A 23,234-nucleotide genomic window follows, 5' to 3' on the forward strand; every position below is an offset into this window, starting at 1 on the left:
TGTTAAATGTAAGCAACCTACACGAAAGGATTATTTTTCAAAAACTTCAGATCGTGATGTAAAAAATATTAAAATCGAAAATTATCATAATTGTAAAATAAATCGTACTTTAATACTGTTAAAATAACTAGAACATCAAAACACTATAATTATGAAAAATGCACTTGGACCAATTTTCGTTATCCTCATGTTACTGGCCATTATCGGCTGCTCTACCACGAAGGGACAAAATTCCACCCAGACCAAAACATCGGGGAACTCCATAGAAGGTACCTGGGAGATGATCAGCAACTACAATTACGATAACGGTCAGGTTACCGACACGATTCCCTTGGAAGAAGGTTACCGCCAAATCAAAATGTATTACAACGGCAAGGTAATGTGGACGCGCTACGTGCCAACGGATTCTGCGGAATGGTTCGGATACGGATCTTATAGCACTACCGATACTACTTTGACCGAAATGTTGGAATACATGTCCGCCTCCATGAGAAAAATAGCCAACGCGAATATGGAATGGAACATGAAACTTGACCTTGAAAAGGATAGGTACAGCCAAATTTTTACCGATGCCGATGGGGAACCGATTTCCTCGGAGAATTATAAGCGTCTTGATTGACCACAGGTAGTCATTTCAGTACAAAAAAACCCGATATTCTGAGATATCGGGTTTTTTTTCGAAAAGAATTGAATTTATGACCGTGGCGGCGAGTAACTCGGACAGCCACTATCATCTTATATCTTTTTCAGCTTCGGGGACCACGCCCGATAGGTTTCGGTTCGTACCTGAACGTTCCCTAAAAATGCGCGGGGAGGCGCTCAGACCACTTCTTCCGGGGCCGCCTCGATTGTCGCCAAATAGCGCTCCGCATCCAATGCGGCCATACATCCGGTCCCGGCCGCGGTTACTGCCTGCCGGTATATTTTATCCTGGGCATCGCCACTGGCAAAAACGCCGGGCTTGTTGGTTTTGGTCGATTTGGCCTCGGTAATGATATATCCGGTTTCGTCCATCTCCAACTGTCCCTCGAAAATATCGGTATTCGGTTTATGGCCGATGGCAATGAAAAGTCCCGTTATATCAAACTCATCTTTCTCGCCGGTCTGGTTGTTTACCACCCTTAGGCCCTCGACTACTTGGTCGCCCAACACTTCATCTACTTCCGTGTTATAGCGAATTTCCAGATTTTCCAAACTGTTCACCCGGTGCTGCATAGCTTTTGACGCCCGCATATAATCTTTCCGTACCAGCATGGTCACCTTGCTACATATGTTCGCTAGATACGAGGCCTCTTCCGCTGCCGTATCGCCGCCGCCGACTATGGCGACCTCCTGGCCCTTGTAAAAGAACCCGTCGCAGACCGCACATGCGGAAACTCCGCCTCCGCGCAATCGCTGTTCGCTGGGGATGTTCAAGTACTTGGCCGTGGCCCCGGTAGAAATTATAATGGTTTCCGCCTCAATGGTAGTATCACTATCGACGGTTATTTCGTGTATGCCGCCGACCTCGTCGCTCAACTTGACAGCGGTGGCCATCCCAATGCGCACATCGGTACCAAAGCGCTCGGCCTGTTGCTGCAACTGTACCATCATGGTAGGCCCGTCGATACCGTCCGGATAGCCCGGGAAATTATCGACATCGGTCGTGGTGGTCAATTGTCCGCCCGGCTCCAATCCTGTATATACCACAGGGTTCAGGTCCGCACGTGCAGCATAGATTGCCGCCGTATACCCCGCGGGTCCTGATCCTATAATCACTGTTTTCAATCGTTCGGTCTTGTCTGACATAATCGCTAAACTTCTATAGAGTTATCCATCCATTACTACTTGGGGCAAAAGTAGGGTTTTTATAAAAAATTTTGCCGTAAAGTTATCAAAAGTTATCTAGGTACGGGCATCGGCCGCGGGTGTCTTCTTTAGGCCGCAAAGTCCCTGAATCGTCATCCGTTCACTTTTTCCCATTCGGACACTTTTTCCCATAAATGTTCAAGACACAACGCTGAAAGGGTATCAGGATACACTAAACTAGAAAGCCACTAAGAGAACCAAACTTTTCGCTTTCTACTTCGTAAGTACTATTGATATTCATAATAAAAAGAAATCGGAAAATCAGAACAAATACCAGTACCCTTATGGAACCCATGATGATGAAATGCGCTATAATCGACGACTCGGCAACACATCGTGCCCTACTCGAACAATTTATCGAGAATCACTCCCGTTTATCGCTCTCAGGCAGCTACCGCAACGGTGTCGAAGCAAAGAACAACCAGTGCGAAATGAATGCGGATATCGTTTTTATAGACGTGGAAATGCCATTTGTTGACGGATTTGACGTGCTGGAATCCTTTAGTAGGCAGCCCCAAATTGTCATGGTCAGCGGTTCGTCCGACCATGCGCTCAAGGCATTCGAATATGACGTTGCCGATTATCTCTTAAAGCCGCTGTGCCTTCATCGCTTCAATGCCGCCATTAAAAAGGTTCAACGAAATATCGGCATCCTGAACGATCGCGATTCGACGGAGCATATATTTGTAAGAAGCAACTTTAAAAAGGTAAGGGTGGATTATAAAGACATTAAATGGATCGAAGCTCTGGGGGATTACGTGAAATTGGTCACCGAAAAGAAAAATATTCTGGTACTATCATCCATGAAAGCTATAGAAGGACGACTTCCTGAAGATAATTTTCTTAGGATCCATAAATCGTATATCGTCAATCTAAAGCGTATAGAAACCTTTAGCAATACCATCGTTCAAGTGGGCGGAAAACAATTGCCACTGAGTCGAAAAAGAAAATCGAAATTTTTAAGTGTACTCAAATAGGCCGTAATGGCAGACCATTTGGTACGTAACAGCCCACGTCAAGATGTCTTTGTACTCAAAATGAAGTGCGGTTTTTCTCTATCGGATATTATCTATTATATTTGACAGACGAAAGCGTCGCATCTGTTCATTTCCCTTTATTTCGAAAGAAAGCGGATTTTACGCGCATCACACACAACGTCAAATCCGACCTATGAGAGAGCCCCGAACTCTAAATACCATCGTCATCGACGACTCGAAGATGCAGCGTACCGCCATTTGCACGCTTGTACGAAAGCACCCTAAGTTAGAACTTACGGCTGAATACAAAAACGGCATCGAAGCGCGTATCGCCATGAAAGAGCACCCCGTCGACCTGGTCTTTTTAGATATTGAGATGCCGATAATCAGCGGGTTCGACTTTATCGAATCGTTAAAGGAGCGGCCCCAGATTATCTTGATTACGGGCAATCCCGACTACGCCATGCAGGCTTTCGACTACGACGTGACGGATTACCTGCTTAAACCGATTACGGCCGAGCGTTTCGACACTTCCGTGAAAAAGGCCTTGGCAAACCGTACCGAACCTGATTCCAATTTGTCTGAAGACGACTACATTGTCGTGAGCAGCAAGCTCAAAAAAGTAAAAGTACCGGTTAATGAAATACAATGGGTAGAAGGAGTAGGCGATTACATTAAAATTGTGACCGAGGATGAGGGAATTCTGGTGCTTATGACTATGAAGTCCCTTTTAGAAACCCTACCGGACGAAAATTTTATGCGCATTCATAAATCGTATATCGTGAACCTTGAGAAGGTAGAAAATTTCTCCGGGTCCAAAGTCGAAATATCAGGACAACAACTGCCTTTGAGCAGGCATAAGAAGGCGATTCTTGAAGAAGCCTTGATTAATTCGTCGACGGAATAGTATAGTAGTATTGGCAGTTTTAAGGCTAGCCTAAAGTAGTACCCCCGCTGGGCTTTACCTCGAAAGCCTCGAGCTCGATATCAAACTCCTTTTTGTATGCTTTGGTGGCAGCGGTCACAAAATTATCTACCGCATCTTGATGGACGACATTTAGCGTACAACCTCCAAATCCGCCCCCGGTCTGCCGGGCACCGAGTACATCGGTAAACCCCTTTGAAAATTCGACCAGAAAATCCGATTCCGCGCAACTGACCTCGTACAATTTGCTGATGCCCTCATGGGCGGCATACAATACCTTTCCCGCAGATGCAAGGTCGTTTTCCCGAAGCGCATTGGCCATTTCAAGAACCCTTTCATTCTCCGCCACTATAAAACGACAGCGGTTATATATAACAGGGTCCATTTCCGGACCGCTTGAATGTAACATTTCCTCGGTGACGTCCCTGAGGGATTTCACCTTGGGATATTTTCTTTGGATGGTTCGAACCCCTTGCTCACATTCACGCTTTCGCGTATTGTATTCGCTAGAGGCCAAGTTATGGGATACTTTGGTGTTCAAGAGGATGATTTTATAGGGATGCAGCTCAATAGGAATATAATCGTGGTCTAGTGTCCTGCAATCCAGAAGGATGACGTGTCCCGTTTTGCTCATCACAGATGCAAATTGGTCCATGATACCACATTGCGTGCCCACATAGGTATGCTCTGCAGCCTGGGATAGCTGTATCATCTGGAGTTTGGACAGTTTTAAATCAAAGAGCTCGTTCAGGCCGAATGCAAGTCCACATTCCAACGCGGCGGAGGAACTAAGGCCCGAGCCTGTCGGCAGGTCACTTTGTAGAACACAATCGAAACCGCCTAGCACGTTGCCTGTTCGAGAGGGGCCTTGAGTTTCGATCTTCCCGGTCTCAACTTCCGGAACGGAGGCGTCGGCACCGTGAGCGCTCTCCCCGAGTCGGTCGATTAGACCGTCTTGGGACGGAACGCGACCATCTTTGTCTTCGGAATGCCTATCAGGGTTCGAGGTGTTTTCAATTGTGGCGGACTCGCCGGGGGTTTGTAGAACGTCATCCGTTCGCTTTGAAATTTCGTTCAGCACCCCTAAAATATAGTTCTCCCATTCTACCCGGCTCCTGGCAATGGCGTTCAAGTCGAGCTCGAACCCGGTGTCAAAGGTTTCGCTGTACACCCGGCATCGAGAGTCGGAACCGTTCTTCTGAAACTTAAGACGAATTCCTTTTTCAATTGCCGTAGGCAGTACATACCCCATGTTATAATCGGTGTGTTCCCCGATAAGGTTAATTCTTCCGGGGGATAGTACGGTCAGCTCGGGGGTAAAGGTTTTTAGAAACTCCATAGGCTGCTTGGCAGATTTAAAGTTTAAGGGTTAAGGTTAGAAGTTCTAGTTTTAAGGTTCAAAGTTTAGGGATAATGGTTTAGCCCAAAGTTCAAAAAACATCCTTAAACCTTGAACAGCTGCGAAGTAGCACATAACATTGAACGGCCACACCGTGGTCCCGGAACCTTGAACAGCAAAGAAGTAGCGCTTGAACCTTGAATCCCGTTAGGCCTCCAGCTGTTTCACCGTTCTAGGACTACTACCCCTTGTTTGTAACCATACCTAGAGTCGCGACGGTTCGAAAGCCCAGGTGTTCCAAAGAAGAATCGGGACTAGTCGCCATGCGTGCCGAAATGCGATAGCTGGCACAATACGAGGCATTGCACAGAAACGACCCGCCCTTCATCACCTTTTCCTTGGCGTAAGGATCCCTTGCGTTGAAGGGAGTTTTCGCCCCTTCGGGATTTTTTAGAATGGTATTCTCCGCAGCGACTTCATCATAATATCCCGAGTTGTACCAGTCCCCTGTCCATTCCCACACGTTGCCTGCCATATCGTAGAGCCCGAAATCGTTAGGAGGGTACGATTTGACGGGAGCGCGCTTGTTGTAACCATCGGCTTCGGTATTGGTCACGGGGAATTCTCCTTCCCAGGTATTGGCCTTTTCCGATAGTTGGGAGGCATCGTCGCCCCACAGATAGACCGATTCGCTATGGTTGCCTTGGGCCGCCAGCTCCCACTCCGCTTCAGTGGGAAGGCGTCGGCCGGCCCATTCACAATAAGCGACCGCATCTTCGTAGGCAATGTGCACTACTGGCTCGTTCTCTTTTCCAACAAGGGAACTTTGGGGCCCGTCAGGATGTTTCCAATCGGCACCAATGGTCCATTGCCACCATTGTGAAAAATCATAGAGGTTAGGTACGGACGATTCGGTCTTTTTAAAGGTAAGCGAGCCCGGTTGCATAATACTATCAGGAGGTTTCGGAGTGCCTTCGGGCAACTGCTTTTTCATCTCCTCCCAATCGATATCCCGTTCCGCTACCGTCGTATATCCGGTTGCATCGACAAACTTTTTGAACTCGGCATTGGTAACCTCGGTGATGTCCATAAAAAATCCGTCCACGGCCACTGTATGGGCTGGTTTTTCGTGCTTCATGGCCATTTTGTCCTGGGGTACAGCCCCTTGCTCAATAATCCCCCCGGGAATCCAGACCATTCCCTCCGGTGTCTTGACCCCTTTCGGTTTTTCTTTGATCACGGTCGTATCCTGCGAGGAAAACTGCTGTTTTTCGGACCTTTGGGAAGTCTCCTCGGACCGCGAGACGGTCGATTTGTCCTCCTTACACCCTATTGAAAGAAGGAGAACAAAAAAAAGGACATGGATTTGGATGCTGCTGTTCATGGATGTACGTAAAAATTAGAACAACAAATATAACCAAATAATGCCCTTAATCGATATGAGGTTCGAAGAAGCCGTACAGTATAAAGCGTCAAGAATCAAGAGTCAAGTCCCTTGCCCGGGCCGCTGGCTAGTAATAGCGAACTTTTCCAACAATTGCCCAGCTTATGAAAAAAATAATTTATTCATAGTGAGTGTTTTGGAAGTGTTGTTATATGATGAACCAAGAGTCAAAAATCAAGATAAAAGAGTCTTGTTTCTTGGCTCCTGGTTCCGCAGCTCACGGACTTGCCGGAAGCAGTTCATCTTAGACCAGCACCTCGGTCTCCCCCGGTACAGGTATCTTGTAGGTTCCGTCCGCCAAAGGCTGCACCGGTGCCGGTGAATCCCAGTTAAGATTATCGGGCGCCAGGTCGTGGTTCGATTGCATCGCCTCATCCCACGGAATGACCTTGCCGGAATAAGTGGCCATTCTGCCGATGATTGCGCTCATGGTGCTTTTGGCCCCGTTCTCGGCATCGGCGATTACCCCGCCGTTGCGGATGCTCTCAAAAAGTTTGACGTGCTCTACCTCGTACGGGTTGGGATCGTCCTTGCCCCGATGTTCGAAAAGCGTATTTCCATCCCAATCCTTCAATATGGCATGGTCGCCTTCCGTGGAAACGGTGCCCTTGGTGCCTTGAAAAAATTCGGCAACGCGACTCATCGTCTCCGGCTGGTGACGGCACTGGCTGGCGATAACCGCCCCGCTGGGATATGTGTATTCTACGAAATGATGGTCGAAAATCTCCCCGTGATTGGGACCCTTGCGTACCTCACGCCCTCCCATGCCCTGGGCGGATACGGGATACTCGCCTATAAACCAGTTCGCCACGTCGATATTGTGTATGTGCTGTTCCAAAATATGGTCTCCGCACAACCAGTTGAAATAGTACCAGTTGCGCATTTGGAACTCAAGCTCGCTCTGGTCGGGCTGCCGCTCGCGCGTCCACACCCCACCACTGTTCCAATACACCTGTCCCGATACTATCTTACCGATACTATCTTTCTTCAGCTGCTCCAGCGCTGCTAAATAATTGTCTTGATAGTGCCGTTGCAACCCTACTACAACGTTCAGCTTGTCTTCCTTCGCCTTTTTAGCGGCCGCAAGAACCTTACGGACCCCGGGCGCATCGACTGCGAGGGGCTTTTCTACGAAAAGGTGCTTCCCGTTATTGACGGCGTATTCAAAATGTTGGGGACGAAAGCCGGGCGGGGTTGCCAAAATGACGACATCGCCCAAATCCATGGCTTTTTCAGCCGCGTCGAAACCGACAAACTGGTTTTCCGGCTTGACGTTGACCTGTTTGGTTTCCCCCATAGCCTTGGAGATATTCATCAAACTGCTTTTCAACCGATCTTCAAAGGCGTCGGCCATGGCGACAAGCTCTACGTTTTCGTCGGCGTTCAGCGCCTGTACCGCTGCACCCGTACCCCGGCCGCCACAGCCTACCAAGGCGATTTTCAGTTTTTTATCATTGGCCACGTTAAACATGCCCTGCATATTAAGATTGGGCAGAAGCATGGCACCCCCCGTGAACAGGGCGGTATTTTTTACGAAATCCCTTCGGGGATTTTTAGGGATTGCAGGTTCGGACTTGTCTTTTTTCATTTTTTGATCGTTCATGGATTAAAGCCACAAGATATAAAGAATATGTCAATTTTTAACGATGCGCAGCATCGAACTTGATAATCGCATCCAAATAGTATTGTCAAAAAGCGATATTACAGTTACATTTACGCCTGAAACTCTCGCCGTCAACCAAACGACTTGATATGGAAACCGTACTGGAACGTCTGGACTGGGTGGTGCTAGGTGCCTACTTTTTGGCCTTGATCGGCGTTGCCTTCTGGGTCATACTGCAAAAGAACAAAGATACCGCCGATTACTTTTTAGCGGGCAGAAATGTAGGGTGGTTCGTCATCGGTGCCTCCATCTTCGCCTCGAATATCGGTTCGGAACATGTAGTGGGACTGGCCGGGACCGGAGCCGAATCAGGTATGCCCATGGCGCATTATGAGCTGCACGCCTGGATCGTTCTTTTATTAGGATGGCTCTTTCTCCCCTTTTACATGCGGAGCAAGGTATTTACCATGCCAGAATTCCTGGAAAAACGTTTTGACAGCCGTTCACGTTGGTTTTTATCCGTTTTTTCGTTGGTAGGCTATGTCATTACAAAAGTTTCGGTGACCATCTATGCCGGGGGCATCGTCGTATCAGAACTTCTGGGCATCGATTTTTGGTACGGGGCCATTGGCATCGTCATCTTTACGGGGGCCTACACCATCATCGGCGGTATGAAGGCCGTTATCTATACAGAGACCTTGCAAACCGTCGTACTTATAGCCGGTTCCATTATTATTACCTATCTCGGACTTGAACAGGTCGGTGGATGGCAAGAACTTCGCGCTACCGTCGGTCCCGATCACTTTAATATGTGGCGGCCGATGTCCGACCCTGAATTTCCTTGGACGGGACTCCTTTTTGGTGGTACCATCGTCGGCATCTGGTATTGGTGTACCGATCAGTATATCGTACAGCGTACCCTGGCCGCGCAGAATATCAAGATAGGAAGACGCGGGGCCATCTTCGGAGCCTATCTCAAAATCCTGCCCATCTTTATCTTTCTGATTCCAGGTATCATCGCCTTTGCGCTGGCCAAACAGGGCGTGCTCACCTACGACAAGGCTGATGAGGTGTTTCCTGTATTGGTGAAAACCCTTTTGCCTACGGGTCTAAAGGGACTAGTCGCCGGAGGTCTAATGGCGGCATTGATGAGCTCACTAGCCTCGGTATTCAATAGCTGCTCTACCATTTTCACCATAGACATCTACAAAAAATTATGGCCGGAAACCCCTGAAAGAAAGCTCTTGAATATCGGCCGCATTGCAACAAGCCTTGTCGTTGTACTCGGGATTATTTGGATTCCCATAATGGATAAGATCGGCGGAGGGGTACTCTATCAATATTTGCAAAGCGTACAATCGTACATTGCCCCGCCCATAGCCGCGGTATTCGTGCTAGGTATCCTGTGGAAACGGGTCAATTCCACGGCCGCTATCGCCACCCTTTTTTCCGGTCTCTTGATCGCCGCCCTGCGTATCGTGGCGGAGATACAGAAAAACGACCTTACCGGAATCGCCTACGAATTTGCGACCATTAACTTTGCGCATATGGCCATTTTTATGTTTCTATTTTCGGTCGTTGTTTGCGTAGGAACCAGTTTGGCGACCGCCGCACCGGATTACGCCACTATTAGAGGCCTGGCGTTCGGAACCCTGAACCCCGAACAGAAAACGGAAGTCATCGAAAGCTATTCTTGGATCGATATTGTATTATCCGCGATGCTGGTGGTCGTTGTGGTTGTGGTATTGACCTACTTTACAGGATGATAGCTCCATTCACAACCGAGTCGGAAAAGCAGCAAAGGTTTTTTTCTTAGCCGTTTCCTGAAAATCCTGTTGAAAATGATATATATTTATAAAAATTTATCCTTCACAACTTAAACCAAAGCAACTATTATGGAAACATCAAAAAGCGTCATGCATCCCAATGCAAATCGCCTTTTTTATGCGAGTTGTCTCGCATTGATCACCACGGCCTTCTCGTTCAGCATACGGGCCGGTATCTTGCCCCAACTGGGAGAAGAACTCAGCCTATCGGCGGAACAATTAGGTTTTATCAACTCCATGTGGTTCTTTGGATTTCCAATTTCTATGGTGATCGGGGGACTCATATATAATAAGGTAGGGGGAAAAGCGATTATGACCTTTGCTTTTTTTGCCCATGCTGTCGGAATAATCATGACCATCTATGCCGGAAGCTATTCCGTACTTTTGGTCTCGACACTATTGATCGGGCTGGGCAACGGCTGTACCGAAGCGGCCTGTAACCCAATGATTGCGGACGCTTATAAAGGGAATCGCATGAGCACGATGATGAACCGCTTTCACATGTGGTTCCCGGGGGGCATCGTCTTGGGCAGTCTTATATCGAAATTCATGACGGACTCGGGATTGAGTTGGGAAAGCCAGATTTGGATCATCATGGTTCCTACCTTGATATACGCCTATCTTTTCTTCGGCCAGAGCTGGCCCAAAGCCAAGGTCGAGGAAGCTTCGAATCTGGCCAGCAACTTTAAGGCCATGATATCTCCCTTGTTTATTTTCATGGCCTGTTGTATGGCGCTTACGGCCATCTCGGAATTCGGCCCCCAACAATGGGTGGGCCTCATTTTGGCAAAAAGCGGTGCCGAACCTATGTTGGTCTTGGCATTGGTCACCGGCCTGATGGCGGTCGCCCGATATTTCGGAGGCGATGTCGTCGCCAGGTTCGACCAGACGGGGGTACTGCTAGGCGGCTCGATCTTGGCAACTATCGGAGTTTATCTGTTTAGTACACAAACGGGCGCCATGGCCTATGTAGCTGCCATCTTCTTTGCTTTGGGAGTTGCTTATTTTTGGCCCAATATGATCGGGTTTATTGCGGATAAAATCCCGAAAAGTGGAGCATTGGGACTTTCCATCATGGGGGGAATCGGAATGTTTTCCACCTCAATTTTTCAACCCATCATCGGTTCGTGGATCGACTCTGACAGAGCGGAGGCAGCTGCAGCGGGACTGACGGGGGATGAACTCGAACTCGTTGCCGGACAGAATACCCTGGCTACCATGACCACCTTCCCCGCTATTCTTATCGTACTATTTACTATCCTTCTTTTTTGGGTGCGCAGCAAAAAGAAAAAGGCCCAGGCCCAGGCACAGACCACCACCGAAGGCACGGCCATGTAGGTGCTATCAATAATGATTTTTTGGCAAGCGGCCTCCCATCGGGGAAGCCGCTTTTTTTATGATCAGGAGCCCCATAAGTGTGCCATCAAACGAACGGGGTAAATCCAAAGCCTTCCATCCCATTACCCTTATCTCTCCGACCCAACCCTTGAATTTCGTCCTTCCTACCTTAGAACCTGAATCCTTGTTCCTTGCATCCTTTTGTCCCTGTATCCCTTTGTCCTTCCCCATTCTATCCACAGAAATCGTGACAGATGTTCATTGTTTTTGAATTAAAATTGAACGGTTTAGCGTCCATCCTGACAAGGGTTTTACGTTACTTTAGCCTTTGTAAATCAACAAGAACATTAATTTAAAACCGATAGATTATGAATAGTGATCAATTAGAAGGAAAATGGAAACAGGTCAAGGGTCAGTTTAAGCAGAAGTACGGGGATGTAACGGACGATGATGTCACCTACAGCGAAGGTAAATTTGACGAGATGCTCGGAAAATTGCAAGAAAAGACCGGAAAATCCAAGGAAGAGCTAAAGGATGAAATAAATAGGATGTAAAGCTTTGGGTCATCTTAACAAAGCCGCTCCGCATCTATGCGGGGCGGCTTTTTTTAATCCAAAAATCCAATTCCCGGCCCATCATTGTCTTCCACCCGTCGGTACGGCATGGGACTAACTTCGAACTTTTTTGTATAGTTTTTTAGCTCCGAGTACCACCGGAAGACAGATAAATCCAACCACAAGCCCGGTTAGGAACTCCCCTACCAGGCTTGGTAGCGCATGAACCCAATCGTGCACAAAATCAAGATTGTGCACAAAAATTCCTCCGGCTACCAAGATCAAGGCAATAGTACCGATAATGGATAGGCTTTTGACCACCTTGGGAAGTGCCATGACCAAAAACCGGCCCACCTTATCAGAGAAACTATCGTCCCTGTCGTTGAGGTCGATGAGCTTGGCCCCAAAATCATCCATCCGCACGATGAGGGCGACGATGCCATATACGCCGATGGTGGCGACCAGCGCGATGATGGAAACGACGATTACTTGCGTCCAAATACCTTCGTTGACGACCGTACCCAAGGCGATAATGACTATTTCGACGGATAAAATAAAATCCGTTAGAATAGCCGATTTTATCCGTTCTTTTTCCAAAACCGCTAGTTCCGTCTCGGACATATTGAGATTGGCGGTCTCCCTGGCGTGTTCATGGGGCACAATAAATTCATAGATTTTTTCCGCCCCCTCATAGGCCAGATATAGGCCTCCGAGAATCAGGATGACAGTCACCGCTGTAGGAAGAAAGGCACTGAGGAGAAAAGCGACCGGAAGAATGATGACCTTATTGAGCAAGGATCCCTTGGATATGGCCCACAGGACCGGTATTTCACGGGAGGCCATAAATCCGGAAGCTTTTTCCGCGTTCACCGCCAGGTCGTCGCCCAAGATACCGGCGGTCTTTTTACCCGCCACCTTCGTCATCACGGCCACGTCATCCATCATACTGGCAATATCATCCAATAACGCAAAAAATCCTGATGCCATAGGGTCTAGCTATATTAGGTTTACAATACGCCCCGTACGCTGGTTTTCGAGTGCAGGGAATTCGAGGTCAAAAAATTCGTTCAGGGCAAGTTTTGGTCGAAAAGGTAACGATTTCAGGTGAACCCAAACTCAACCCCCAGTTAGTCTACATCTAATTTCTTCAGTGGCGAAAGGTACTATTTTTGGCGTTTTTCCAGTCCATTCCGCTGCTTTTTTAAGCACTATTCTTTCGAAACAGCTAAAAGCTTATCCGTTTGTGCTATTTCTTTTACTACCCGGATGCTATTTTTATCCCATTAAAAAAAAAATAGCTATGAGTGAGGACAATCTATTTAACGAAGATGCTAGAGCCAAGATAAAAGAACTGGTAGAAAACATCGATTTTGCCATGATGGAAACCCATCTTGGCGCTAAGCAAACGCATATCGTTCCGATGAGTACAAAGGACGTCGATGATGATGGATCTATTTGGTTCTTGAGCAACAAGAACAGTGAGCACAACAATTATATCCGTGATGATGATAGTATACAGTTGATTTATGCCAAACCCGGGGATATGGAGTTCTTGATTGTTTTTGGAAAGGCATCCATTATTACGGAACGGCCAGTATTGGAGAAATACTATGGAAAAACGGACGACACTTGGTTCGACGGGGTTGACGATCCGAACCTAACGGCCATTAAGGTACGACCGGAGGATGCCCACTACTGGGATTCCAAAAACGGGAAACTGGTAAGCCTTCTCAAAATGGGGGTCGGGGCAATTACCGGAGAGGAACAAGATATGGGAAAGCACGGGAATTTGAACCCATAACAGCGACGCTTTCTTACGATAGCTCTACCAAATCATAGACAGGCGCTGCGTTGACGCCGTGTTTCACCGATGAGGCAATGGCCGAAGTTATTGATGAAATTAATTCCTGAAAGGATATGGGTTTCTGCAGGTAGCGATTAGCTCCTAGATCAAATAGGTGAGCTACCTGTTCCGGATGGTACGAAGTGGAATAAATTACAACAGGGGTGCGGTCAACGGCCTTGACTTGGCGGATATTCTGAACACATTCCTCTCCGCTCATGCCAGGCATATAAAGATCTAAAAATATAACGTCCGGCAGGGTTCGGCTAGTTTGCAATTCGCGTAGCAGGGCCTCGCAACCATTGAATACAGTAAGGCGGGTCGGGATCTCGACTTCGGATAACGCATCGGAAAATAGTTCTTGATCCTCGCTATCATCGTCCACCAAATAAACACAGGTCTTGTTATCGGAATTGTTGTAGCCCATAGCGCTATAGTTGTTTAAAAAGGAAAGATAGATGCAACAGCACATTTTGTTTGCACCAATGAATAGAAATTTTAATCCCTTCGCCATTTTAACGTTTTGACCGCTGATGATAAAAATTAGGGAAATTGACGAATCCGCCATGTGTATTTCACGTAAGAAACGCGGCAGGGGATACAGTTTTTACGATGAAAAAGGACGGTTGATCCAGAATAAAACGACCTTAAAACGGTTACGAGACCTAGTCATTCCCCCAATGTGGAGCGATGTGATGGTCTGTCGGTTCGACGACGGCCACATTCAGGCCATTGGACGCGATGCCAAGGGAAGAAAGCAATATATTTATCACTCCGAGTACGAACGCCAGCAACAGGAGGCAAAATTCAGAAAAATGCTTGACTTTTCGGAGCTGCTACCCGAAGTTCGGAAGAAGGCGCATGCCGATCTCACCGTAAAAGGTTGGGGAAAGGACAAACTCGTTGCGCTGATCATTCTTATTTTGGACGAGTACGGCATCCGAATTGGAAACAAGGAATACAAAAAACAGAATGAATCGTACGGCCTCACTACCCTGCGCAGGAAGCATCTCAGCATCGAGGATGACGAGCTGCTGCTATCCTTCAAGGGGAAAAGCCATAAGGAGCAGGAAGTACATATCGATGACGAGAAGCTGATTCCCTTTATCAAGGAAGCGGCCGACCTGCCCGGTTACGAGATTTTTCGATACCGCGACTCCAAAAATAAGTACCACGATATTGACAGTGACGACGTCAACGCCTACATAACAGAAAATTTAGGTCCGGAATATTCCAGCAAGGATTTTCGTACATGGTCGGCGAACCGGTTGGCAGTGGAATGCTACCCGCTGGCCCTGGAAGAACTCAACAATGGCAGCCGTAAAAAATTCAGTAATATCGTCATCAAATTGGTCGCTGCCGAATTAGGCAATACGCCTAGCGTTTGTAGAAATTACTACGTACATCCTGCCCTTTTCAATCGCATTGACAAAAAAAGCCTGCCCGACCCGAATCCGTTTAAGGACTCCAAAAGCGAATTCGGACTTTCGGCGGGCGAGAAACTGGCCCGAAAAGTAATCGAAGAAAGCTATTGAATGTGTTCCGAGCAATCCTTCCGATTCTCCGGACCATTTCCCGTGTACCTATCCCCAAAAAACTGAGCGCTAATATCCGCTTCGTCATGAGATGGAACGACTTAAGGAATCTACTCGCCACCGTCCGAATTCCTTTTTAAAAAGGTCTGAAGGCTGTTGAGATAGGTATCCGAAACCCGAAAATCGCTACCATCCGACATCATTATTTTGATTGAAGAGCGGTTGTTCGCCAACTCCCTGATATGAAGTTGGTTGATAATTGTGGATTTATTGATCCTTATAAAACTCGAGGGCAGGAGGCCTTCCAGTTTTTTCAGCGAAATACGGATGAGTTTCTTGTCCTTTTGCAAGATAAAATTGGCGTAATATCCTTCGGAATAAATATACTGAAGTTCGTTCTTGCCGATAAAATAGTTCTTTGTGCCTTCGGGAATCATCAGCATAGGTGGACCAACGTTTTTTTGGGACGTCAGTAAACGTATGACCGTATGGATATCGACTGATTCCGTTTTCGCGGTTGTGCGGGCAATTGCGGATTCAAAGCGCTCTTTCGTGTAGGGTTTCAACAAATAGTCCAGGGCCTCATATTCAAAGGCCTTTACGGCGTACTGGTCGTAAGCCGTAATGAAGATTATTCTTCCGGTATATGTTTTTTTAACGCTTGATAGAATATCAAATGCGGTCGCTTCCTTCAACTGGATATCCAAAAGCAGCAGATCCGGATTGTGTTTCTCAATTTCCCGGATGGCCACCACGGAATTTTTCGCAGAGGCCGCCAACTGAAGTTCAGGGTGATCGCCAACCATTTTGCAAAGCCTTCTCAAGGCGGGGCCTTCGTCGTCGATGGCAATTACAGAGCGTATTGTCATCCTAGATTAATTTTATTGATTGTCCAATTTCCTTCTTGATAAATACGAAAAGGCTCCTGACCCGGATAGTAGATGGAGAGTCGCTCCCTCACATTGCGGAGTCCGAAGTTCCCCTTGTTATCGGTCAACTCGGCCCCATTATTTTTAACTATGATGGTGCGATCTTGGGCATCTGCCGAGACCACTATTTGCAGAGGTCTGTGCAAACCGACGAACCCGTGCTTAATGGCATTCTCCACGATGGGCTGCAAAATCAGGCTCGGCACTTTAAGACGGGAAGCCGCTTCGCCAACTTCGACCCGATAATGAAGTTGTCCCTCATACCGTATTTTTTCGATGGACAGGTAATTCTCAAGATATTCCAACTCTTTTGACAAGGGTATCAACTGCCTAAAATCGGTGTTCAACGATGTTCTTAAAATATCCCCAAGGCTGACCAGCATCTCCTGGGCCTTCCGTTTGTTCTCGTCGATAACCGATACCACGCTGTTCAAGGCATTGAACAGAAAATGCGGCTGTAACTGGCTTCTCAGTATTTGAAGTTTGGACTGGTTCAATTCAATCTCTAAATCCTTTTTAGCGGTAATAAGATCGGCCTGTTTGGAGATATACTCATAGGCGTAAAGGATGGCAACTTGAAAAAGATAATTTTTAAACATATTATGAAAATTACCAACCCCAAAATTGAGGATACCGGATTTATAATCCTCAAAAGATTCGCCATAGACAATCGTAAATATCAGTAGCAGAATCAGGATATAGACCGTGGTATAGACGAAGGCGAACGCCGCCAGATAGCCCATTCGGATGCGATTACTATATTTTGCGGTATAGTCGAAAAATGGAATGACCACCAGAAATAACAAGGGAATCCCCGTTGCCAGACTGCCGATAGGGGAAACTACGATATCGAAAAAACTAAACGTCCCAGGTTTGTAAATTTCGGTCAGGATCAACTGTGCAGTTGTGACCAGGGCCAAAAACAACCACAGGGCGATCAGCATTTTCTTTCGGTTCATTACGCGTAATTTTCTACAAAATACTACAAAAAACACAGTCTGAGCTCTAATGTTGCTGGGATAAAAATCTTCTGTAGGGACTTTCGTATCAATTTCTAAGTAGTACATATCATATGTAACGGATTACGTATCAAAGTCCGACAGCCCATTTCTTTTCTTTTTATCTTTATGCTTGTACCCGTCATTATTTTACTACATTAAGATCGGCGTTACTTTTTAATTATTTTGGATACTACAATGCAGTAGGACCTAGGACGCAAGATTTCATCAATCTTCAAGGAACGGGCAGTCATTTTCATCAATCCATCATCCTGCGTCCTACGTCTCACTGTTTCCGTATTTTTTTTGGATTTCAAAGCAGATAGACCTTTTATCGAATTCTTATGGAAAATGTTACAATCAATCACTGGGCGGTTTTTACGGCCGCACTATCCATGTTTTTTATAGGGGGTATTTGGTATTCCCCTACCCTATTCGGAAATAAATGGCTAAAAGCTATAGGCAGGAACGTAGATTTTCTACAAACGGGCAACAAGGCCAAAATTTTTGGTGGTTCCTTTCTTCTGGCCTTGGTCAGTGCCTATACCCTCGCCGGTTTTGTCAGCGGTTACCAAGACTGGCAATGGGGCCTTATCGGCGGACTCCTCGTCGGTTTCGGCTGGTTGGCCCCTGCCTTTGGCATCGTCTATCTCTTCGAAAGAAAATCCTTCGCCCATTTTGCCATCAATGCCGGCTATCTGGTAATCTCGTATGTCGTTATGGGATTGATTATCGGAGTTTGGAAATAAAATAGGGTTCTACCATTATTTCTGTGAAAACAGATGCTATTTTATTTTGACTAAAAGACGAAAGGAAGAAGGAACAAAGAAACTAAACCACTATGGACTAAAGTACCATAGGTTTTAACCAATGAATGAAATTCATCTCATTGCACAGTGCCCATTAGTAAGCAGTCGCGGTAAGCGGTAAGCGAAAAAATGCCTGCAGCAACCGCCGACCGATTGGACCAAAGATTTTTTAGTAGCTAAATCGGAATGCACTAAAGTGCATAGTTTTAACTGTTTTTTGAGACCAATAAAGGACACACAGGTACTTTTAGTAATAGGTTTGTCTTTTCAGATGTTCCGAAAAATGGAATCGTCTTTATTCATTGCTCTTTTCGACCTTTTTCCATCGGTAATACGCCAATTATCCACAAAATTCAGGGTAGAACCTAAAATATTAATACCATCATACCAAAAGGACCGTAAAATACGGCCCTGTTCGTAGTTGCCCCATAGTCTTCAAAAAATTTCTAATTCACGTCCCAAAAGAGTTTGTTATCGAGATTATCGCCTCCGATTGCCGATGCCGCGGCCTCCCTGTTGGCGTTGTTCCGGCTTTGCTCGTCTATCGGATAGGTGTACCTTACGGGGATGTCATCCAAGGTCAACTGGGGTGCGGCGTTGAGCACGGGGAAATCGAACCGGCGCCATTGAAGCCAACTTTCGGCACCCCTGTTGAACAGGGCTATCCACATCTGGGTGCCGATCTTTTGTCTGAAATCGCCTTCGGCCGTGGCATAGGCCACATCGGGATTCGCGAGATAGGCGGTCGCATCTGCCTCCGGTAGCTCCCAATAATCAAAGGATGCCCTGATGGCGATGTTATAAAACTCTTCGGGCGTACCCACGACATTATATCCCCTGGCGGCGGCATCGGCCAACAAAAAGTTGACTTCCGAATAATCGAGTATATTTCCTGGCAATTGGGGATCGACAAAGGCATCCCCAAAGTGCGAGGTCGTATCGAAGTCGCCCCCGGCGGCATATTCCCCTCCCACATATTCGCCATCTATCGGATTCGAGAAGAAAACGTCCCTTCGCGGGTCATTGAGTTGGTTGAGCGCATCGACAAAGGTATCGGCCATGAAATAGTCACTCCTGCCACTCTGCACCAAATCTTCCCAAAGTGGATTGGTATTCGGCGGTGCTGCCAAATAGGGCAGCAGCGCGTTGTCGTTGTTGGATTCGAACACGTTGGGTGCGGCTTCCTCGACCAGCGTCCGCGACTGTTCCGGATTTACGTCCGCCAAGGTCATCGCCAATTTGAGTTTAAGGGAATTTGCGAACTTGATCCATTGTGATACGTCCCCGTCATAGATCAAATCGGCGCCCCCGTAACCCGCAAAATCGGCATCCAAAGCACTTATCGCTTCATTGAGATTGGCAATAAGGTCTTGATAAATCGTTGCCGCATCGTCGTAGGCCGGGGTAATATTTTCACCGTCCAGGGCTTCCGAATACGGAACGTTACCAAAAGTATCGACCAGTTGGGCGTAGGTGTAAATTTCCATAAGCTGTATGATGGCCAGACGATTTTCACGAATTGGGATCCGATCGGAAAAATTATACGAATCGTCAGTGTTCAGCTCGTCCCTGGCCGCCTTGAAATCCACCAAAATATCCCTGTACAATGTTCTCCAATAATTTGAGGGGATGGTACGGGTCTGGAGGTTGTACTGACTCTCTTCGGTATAAATCGGTGAGGAGGCATACTGCACCACGAACCTAAACACGTTGAAATTGATATCTATCGTGGCATTGATATCGACCAGGTTTCGTTGCGCGTTGGTGAAGAACAACTCGTCGGGCACCCCGGATATCGGATTCTTGGGATCTTCGTTAAGGCTCGAAAGCGCCATATCATCGGCGCACGAACCCATTAGGCCAAGCAAAAGGAGTACTGTTATTTTAGCATTTTTCATATAAGAAATTTTCATTCATTACATTGCTGTTGTGGTTTGGAAAAACCAGCCTTTTAAAATTCCATTTTTAGGTTCAGGCCGTAGGTTTTGGTCGTGGGATAGGCCCCTATCTGTATGCCCTGGGTATTACCGGCACTGAAACCGGCTTCGGGATCGCTATAGGGGATATTCTTGTCGATGATCCAAAGATTATTACCTGTGAGCGCCAGTGACAGTCCTGCCACCCCCAGTCTATCGGTGAAATCGGTGGGGAAATTATAGGTCAGCGCCACTTCCCTGAGTTTGACGTAGGAGCCATCGTAAACGAAACGGGCTTGGGGCATGTCGCCAAAGAGTCCCCCGGAGAACACCGCGTCACTTACATCGGCCAATACGGTATTGGGCGTACCGTCCGGTGCTACGCCCGGAAATACGATTCCCCCACCGTCTTCAAGGGCGTTTCGTATCGGATTGCCCAGCCGATTGGTGCCAACGGTCTCGGGATACAGCCCGGTACCGAATCCGTAGTAGTGATCCACCGTATAAATATCCCCGCCTTTTCTGACATCGATCAAAAACCGGAATGAAAGGCATCTGTAATCGATGGTATTGGTGATCCCACCAATCCAATCAGGGTTCGTGTCCCCGATTTCCTCGTTCAGTTCCGATTTGAGATAGGCCCCGTTTTCTTGGTCCACAATGGGTTGGCCGTTCTCGTGATAGACATAATTGCTACCCCGTAAGGTACCGTAGGGACGACCCTTGGTAGCGTTAAACGTAATACCCGTCTGGGAGGAAGATACCTCGAAGTTGTCCACCCCTTCAAAAAGTGAAAGTACCTCACTTTCGTTCTTGGACCAATTGGCCCGGATCTTCCACTCAAAATCTTCCGTCCGGATCGGGGAGCCGAAGAGCGATACCTCCAATCCCCTATTTTCGATTTCTCCCGAATTGACGAACTTAAAGCTGTAACCGGTTGACGTGGAGACTGCCACATCAAGGATCTGATCCACCGAATTGGTCTTGTACCATGCCAGGTCAAGTCCGAAACGGTTTCGTACAAAAGCCATCTCCAGCCCGGCCTCGTAGCTGGTGGTGGTCTCGGGTTTTAGGTCTGGATTTCTAAGGGTGGAGCTTTGCGTGGCAAGGTTGGTGCTTCCGAAGGCACCGTCTTCGTTCAACAGTACGGGGGTGGCCAAGGCTTGCGCCCGTCCAAAGTTCCCTACCTCGGCATAGTTCAAACGGAGCTTTCCGAGCGTTAGCCAATCGGCGTCCATGATACTGGAAAACACAAAACTGGTCGATACCGAAGGGTAGAAGAACGTGTTGTTGTCGATCGGCAAGGTAGAGGCCTTGTCACGTCTTCCCGTAAGGTCGAGGTACAAAAAGTTTTTGTATCCCAATGATACGGAACCGAAGACCCCATCGACCCCCAGCTTCTCAAAATCCTCCCGGGGCGGGTTCGGCGGATTCAAGGAATTGGATATCGCGTAGATATCCGGTACGATCAGTCCCCCATTGGTCTGGGCATAGATGATCTTGGTACCGGTTCTTCTGATGTTCATGCCCAATAACGCGGTAAGGCTAAAATCTTCACCAAAGTTTTTGTCGAAGGTCAGGTTGGCGTCGTAATTATATTCGCTAAAGCTTCGGTTGAAAGTAGAAAACGATGGAATGCCCACACTGCCGACAGCGATGTGCTGTTCCCTCAGCTCGTCAAAATAATCGACCGAGGCCCGGAGATTGGCCGTAAGCCAGTCCGTAACCTTGTAATCGAAGTTGATGTTACCGAACATCCTGTTCCTTTCGTCCTCCGGTGCGTTTTGGTACAATGTCCAATAAGGAGTGTCCCAAAACTCGATGTTTTGGGCCGCAGGGGTGGACCAGTTCCAAGAAACGTTTCTGCCCGTCAGGTCGTAGGCGTTTTCGAGCTTGGCCAAATCGACGTTGACAGCCCACCATTGCCGAAAGTTGGTCATCAGGTTGCGTGCGTTGGCACCGTCGTAACCCGTTCCATTTCGGCCTTTACCACGGGTATTCGTGTAATTTACACTGGTGGAGACCCGCAGCTTTTCGGAAAGTTCCAAACCGGCATTGGCGGCCAGCGTATTGGTTACAATTTCGCTGTTGGGCATAATCCCATGCTGGATGTTGTTACTGTATGTAGCCCTGAATTCCGTTTTTTCGCCACTGCCCGCAAAAGATATGCTGTTATTGGTACTAAAGGCGGTACGGAAGATATAAGAGGGGTCGTTCGCCCCGGCGAGCCATGGAGACCGTTGTAGATAGGTGGGCAGGTCCTCTACCAGGGCATCCCACTGAAAAATCTGTAGATTGGGATCAAAAACCGGTCCGTAGGAGGCGTCGTCGTTATACCGTGGCAAGGGGTCGATAACCCCATCGCCGTCCAGGTCGGTGGTGGTCCGGAACCCATCGGTAAAGCTACCGCTGCCCGTGGTCAAGGCGCCAAAGTAGCTCTGTCCGTACTGTTTCTGGTATTCTATAAACGTATCCTTATCATATTTTCCAACGGTTATCCCGGAGTTTAAGGTGATGCCCAACTTCCCCTTGCCCCCCTTTTTGGTGGTGATGATAACGGCTCCGTTCGAGGCCCGAGTTCCGTATAGTGCGGTCGCCGCTGCCCCTTTAAGGATATTGACCGATTCGATCGTGGAGGGGTCGATATCGGCGGCGGGGTTGCCGTAGTCGTAGCCGCCCCTGCCGGTACCCACTTGGTCATCGCCATTGCCATAGGATACCGTGAGGTTCCCTGGACTGTTGTTGATCGGCACCCCGTCAACGACAAAGAGCGCCTGGTTATTCCCATTGATGGAGGTGACCCCTCTAATTACGATGTTGGTAGAACCTCCGAGGTTATTGGTACGGGTAATGTTCACCCCGGCGGCCTTGCCCGACAGGGAAGTGATGACGTTCCGTTCACCGGGCACGTCCACTTCACCCCCTCCGAGTTCGGTAGTGGCGTATCCCAGGGATTTCTTTTCCCGTGAAATGCCCAAGGCGGTAACGACCACCTCATCGAGTGCCTGTGCATCTTCTGCCATTTGCAGGTCTATGGTGACGGAGTTGCCGACGTTCCTGGTCTCCGTCGCATACCCGATATACGAAAAGGATAAGGTTTGGCCTTCCGCCGCCTGTATGGCGTAGTTGCCATCAAAATCGGTCTGGGTGCCCGTGGTAGTACCGCGCACCAAAATATTGACCCCGGGCAAGGGGGCATTGTTCGGGTCCGTGACGGTTCCCGTTATTGTTTTTTCCTGTGCCGTTACCGTGAATACCCCAAAAATGGTTAGCATCCAACATATCCAATGGTATTTTTTTCGCATAGAGTGTGATTTTGTTTGAGCGGAATATTTTGAACGTGTGTCGAA

At 47.7% G+C, this 23,234-nt stretch carries 19 protein-coding genes; 9 read left to right on the forward strand and 10 right to left on the reverse strand.

Features of this window, described 5'->3' with window-relative positions; all coding sequences use genetic code 11:
• The first annotated feature begins 151 nt into the window (after window positions 1-151).
• Window positions 152-619 carry a hypothetical protein gene (locus RQM65_RS00265; protein ID WP_314011892.1) on the forward strand — a complete coding sequence of 156 codons (468 nt, stop codon included), beginning with the start codon at window positions 152-154 and terminating at the stop codon, window positions 617-619.
• A gap of 200 nt (window positions 620-819) precedes the next feature.
• Here the strand turns inward: RQM65_RS00265 and trxB are convergent, their stop codons facing one another.
• On the reverse strand, window positions 820-1,788 hold the full coding sequence (gene trxB / locus RQM65_RS00270; RefSeq protein WP_314011894.1) for a thioredoxin-disulfide reductase: 969 nt from the start codon (window positions 1,786-1,788) through the stop codon (window positions 820-822).
• A 344-nt stretch (window positions 1,789-2,132) separates the two neighbouring features.
• On the opposite strand from trxB, the gene RQM65_RS00275 reads away from it, so the two are divergent.
• Entirely contained in the window at window positions 2,133-2,825 is a 693-nt protein-coding gene (locus RQM65_RS00275) for a LytR/AlgR family response regulator transcription factor (protein ID WP_314011896.1), read from the forward strand.
• Between the two features lie 193 nt (window positions 2,826-3,018).
• Entirely contained in the window at window positions 3,019-3,732 is a 714-nt protein-coding gene (locus tag RQM65_RS00280) for a LytR/AlgR family response regulator transcription factor (RefSeq protein ID WP_314011898.1), read from the forward strand.
• A 25-nt stretch (window positions 3,733-3,757) separates the two neighbouring features.
• Here RQM65_RS00280 and galK read toward each other — a convergent pair whose 3' ends face one another.
• From galK to RQM65_RS00295, 3 genes are all read right to left on the reverse strand, one after another.
• On the reverse strand, window positions 3,758-5,089 hold the full coding sequence (galK, locus tag RQM65_RS00285; RefSeq protein WP_314011899.1) for a galactokinase: 1,332 nt from the start codon (window positions 5,087-5,089) through the stop codon (window positions 3,758-3,760).
• A 241-nt stretch (window positions 5,090-5,330) separates the two neighbouring features.
• A complete protein-coding gene (locus RQM65_RS00290; protein ID WP_314011900.1) occupies window positions 5,331-6,473 on the reverse strand; it encodes a formylglycine-generating enzyme family protein in 1,143 nt (380 codons plus the stop codon).
• 304 nt (window positions 6,474-6,777) lie between these two features.
• A complete protein-coding gene (locus RQM65_RS00295; protein WP_314011901.1) occupies window positions 6,778-8,121 on the reverse strand; it encodes a Gfo/Idh/MocA family protein in 1,344 nt (447 codons plus the stop codon).
• A gap of 164 nt (window positions 8,122-8,285) precedes the next feature.
• On the opposite strand from RQM65_RS00295, the gene RQM65_RS00300 reads away from it, so the two are divergent.
• The 3 genes from RQM65_RS00300 to RQM65_RS00310 all read left to right on the forward strand — a co-directional run bounded on the left by RQM65_RS00300 (window position 8,286) and on the right by RQM65_RS00310 (window position 11,854).
• A complete protein-coding gene (locus tag RQM65_RS00300) occupies window positions 8,286-9,902 on the forward strand; it encodes a sodium:solute symporter (protein ID WP_314011902.1) in 1,617 nt (538 codons plus the stop codon).
• Between the two features lie 129 nt (window positions 9,903-10,031).
• Window positions 10,032-11,300 (forward strand): MFS transporter, encoded by a 1,269-nt coding sequence (locus RQM65_RS00305; protein ID WP_314011903.1) that lies wholly within the window; start codon window positions 10,032-10,034, stop codon window positions 11,298-11,300.
• A gap of 368 nt (window positions 11,301-11,668) precedes the next feature.
• A complete protein-coding gene (locus RQM65_RS00310; RefSeq protein WP_314011904.1) occupies window positions 11,669-11,854 on the forward strand; it encodes a CsbD family protein in 186 nt (61 codons plus the stop codon).
• 114 nt (window positions 11,855-11,968) lie between these two features.
• Here the strand turns inward: RQM65_RS00310 and RQM65_RS00315 are convergent, their stop codons facing one another.
• Complete coding sequence (locus RQM65_RS00315) at window positions 11,969-12,841, reverse strand: DUF808 domain-containing protein (protein WP_314011905.1); 873 nt, start codon at window positions 12,839-12,841, stop codon at window positions 11,969-11,971.
• A 313-nt stretch (window positions 12,842-13,154) separates the two neighbouring features.
• Between RQM65_RS00315 and RQM65_RS00320 the strand changes: the two genes are divergently transcribed.
• Window positions 13,155-13,655 (forward strand): pyridoxamine 5'-phosphate oxidase family protein, encoded by a 501-nt coding sequence (locus RQM65_RS00320; RefSeq protein WP_314011906.1) that lies wholly within the window; start codon window positions 13,155-13,157, stop codon window positions 13,653-13,655.
• Between the two features lie 13 nt (window positions 13,656-13,668).
• On the opposite strand, the gene RQM65_RS00325 is transcribed toward RQM65_RS00320, so the two are convergent.
• A complete protein-coding gene (locus tag RQM65_RS00325; protein ID WP_314011907.1) occupies window positions 13,669-14,124 on the reverse strand; it encodes a response regulator in 456 nt (151 codons plus the stop codon).
• Window positions 14,125-14,230: 106 nt separating this feature from the next.
• On the opposite strand from RQM65_RS00325, the gene RQM65_RS00330 reads away from it, so the two are divergent.
• Window positions 14,231-15,232, forward strand: a complete 1,002-nt coding sequence (locus RQM65_RS00330; protein ID WP_314011908.1) for a DNA topoisomerase IB — start codon at window positions 14,231-14,233, stop codon at window positions 15,230-15,232.
• A 110-nt stretch (window positions 15,233-15,342) separates the two neighbouring features.
• Here the strand turns inward: RQM65_RS00330 and RQM65_RS00335 are convergent, their stop codons facing one another.
• Together RQM65_RS00335 and RQM65_RS00340 are read right to left on the reverse strand one after the other, a co-directional pair.
• A complete protein-coding gene (locus tag RQM65_RS00335; protein WP_314011909.1) occupies window positions 15,343-16,101 on the reverse strand; it encodes a LytR/AlgR family response regulator transcription factor in 759 nt (252 codons plus the stop codon).
• Window positions 16,098-17,120 carry a sensor histidine kinase gene (locus RQM65_RS00340; protein WP_314011911.1) on the reverse strand — a complete coding sequence of 341 codons (1,023 nt, stop codon included), beginning with the start codon at window positions 17,118-17,120 and terminating at the stop codon, window positions 16,098-16,100. Before RQM65_RS00340 ends, RQM65_RS00335 begins: the two co-directional genes overlap by 4 nt.
• A 383-nt stretch (window positions 17,121-17,503) precedes the next feature.
• On the opposite strand from RQM65_RS00340, the gene RQM65_RS00345 reads away from it, so the two are divergent.
• On the forward strand, window positions 17,504-17,908 hold the full coding sequence (locus RQM65_RS00345) for a DUF1761 domain-containing protein (protein WP_314011913.1): 405 nt from the start codon (window positions 17,504-17,506) through the stop codon (window positions 17,906-17,908).
• Between the two features lie 506 nt (window positions 17,909-18,414).
• Here RQM65_RS00345 and RQM65_RS00350 read toward each other — a convergent pair.
• Entirely contained in the window at window positions 18,415-19,866 is a 1,452-nt protein-coding gene (locus RQM65_RS00350) for a SusD/RagB family nutrient-binding outer membrane lipoprotein (RefSeq protein WP_314011914.1), read from the reverse strand.
• Window positions 19,867-19,919: 53 nt separating this feature from the next.
• A complete protein-coding gene (locus tag RQM65_RS00355; protein WP_314011915.1) occupies window positions 19,920-23,189 on the reverse strand; it encodes a SusC/RagA family TonB-linked outer membrane protein in 3,270 nt (1,089 codons plus the stop codon).
• Window positions 23,190-23,234: the final 45 nt, after the last annotated feature.

The sequence above is a fragment of the Pricia mediterranea genome, assembly GCF_032248455.1.
GTDB classification, from domain to species: domain Bacteria; phylum Bacteroidota; class Bacteroidia; order Flavobacteriales; family Flavobacteriaceae; genus Pricia; species Pricia mediterranea.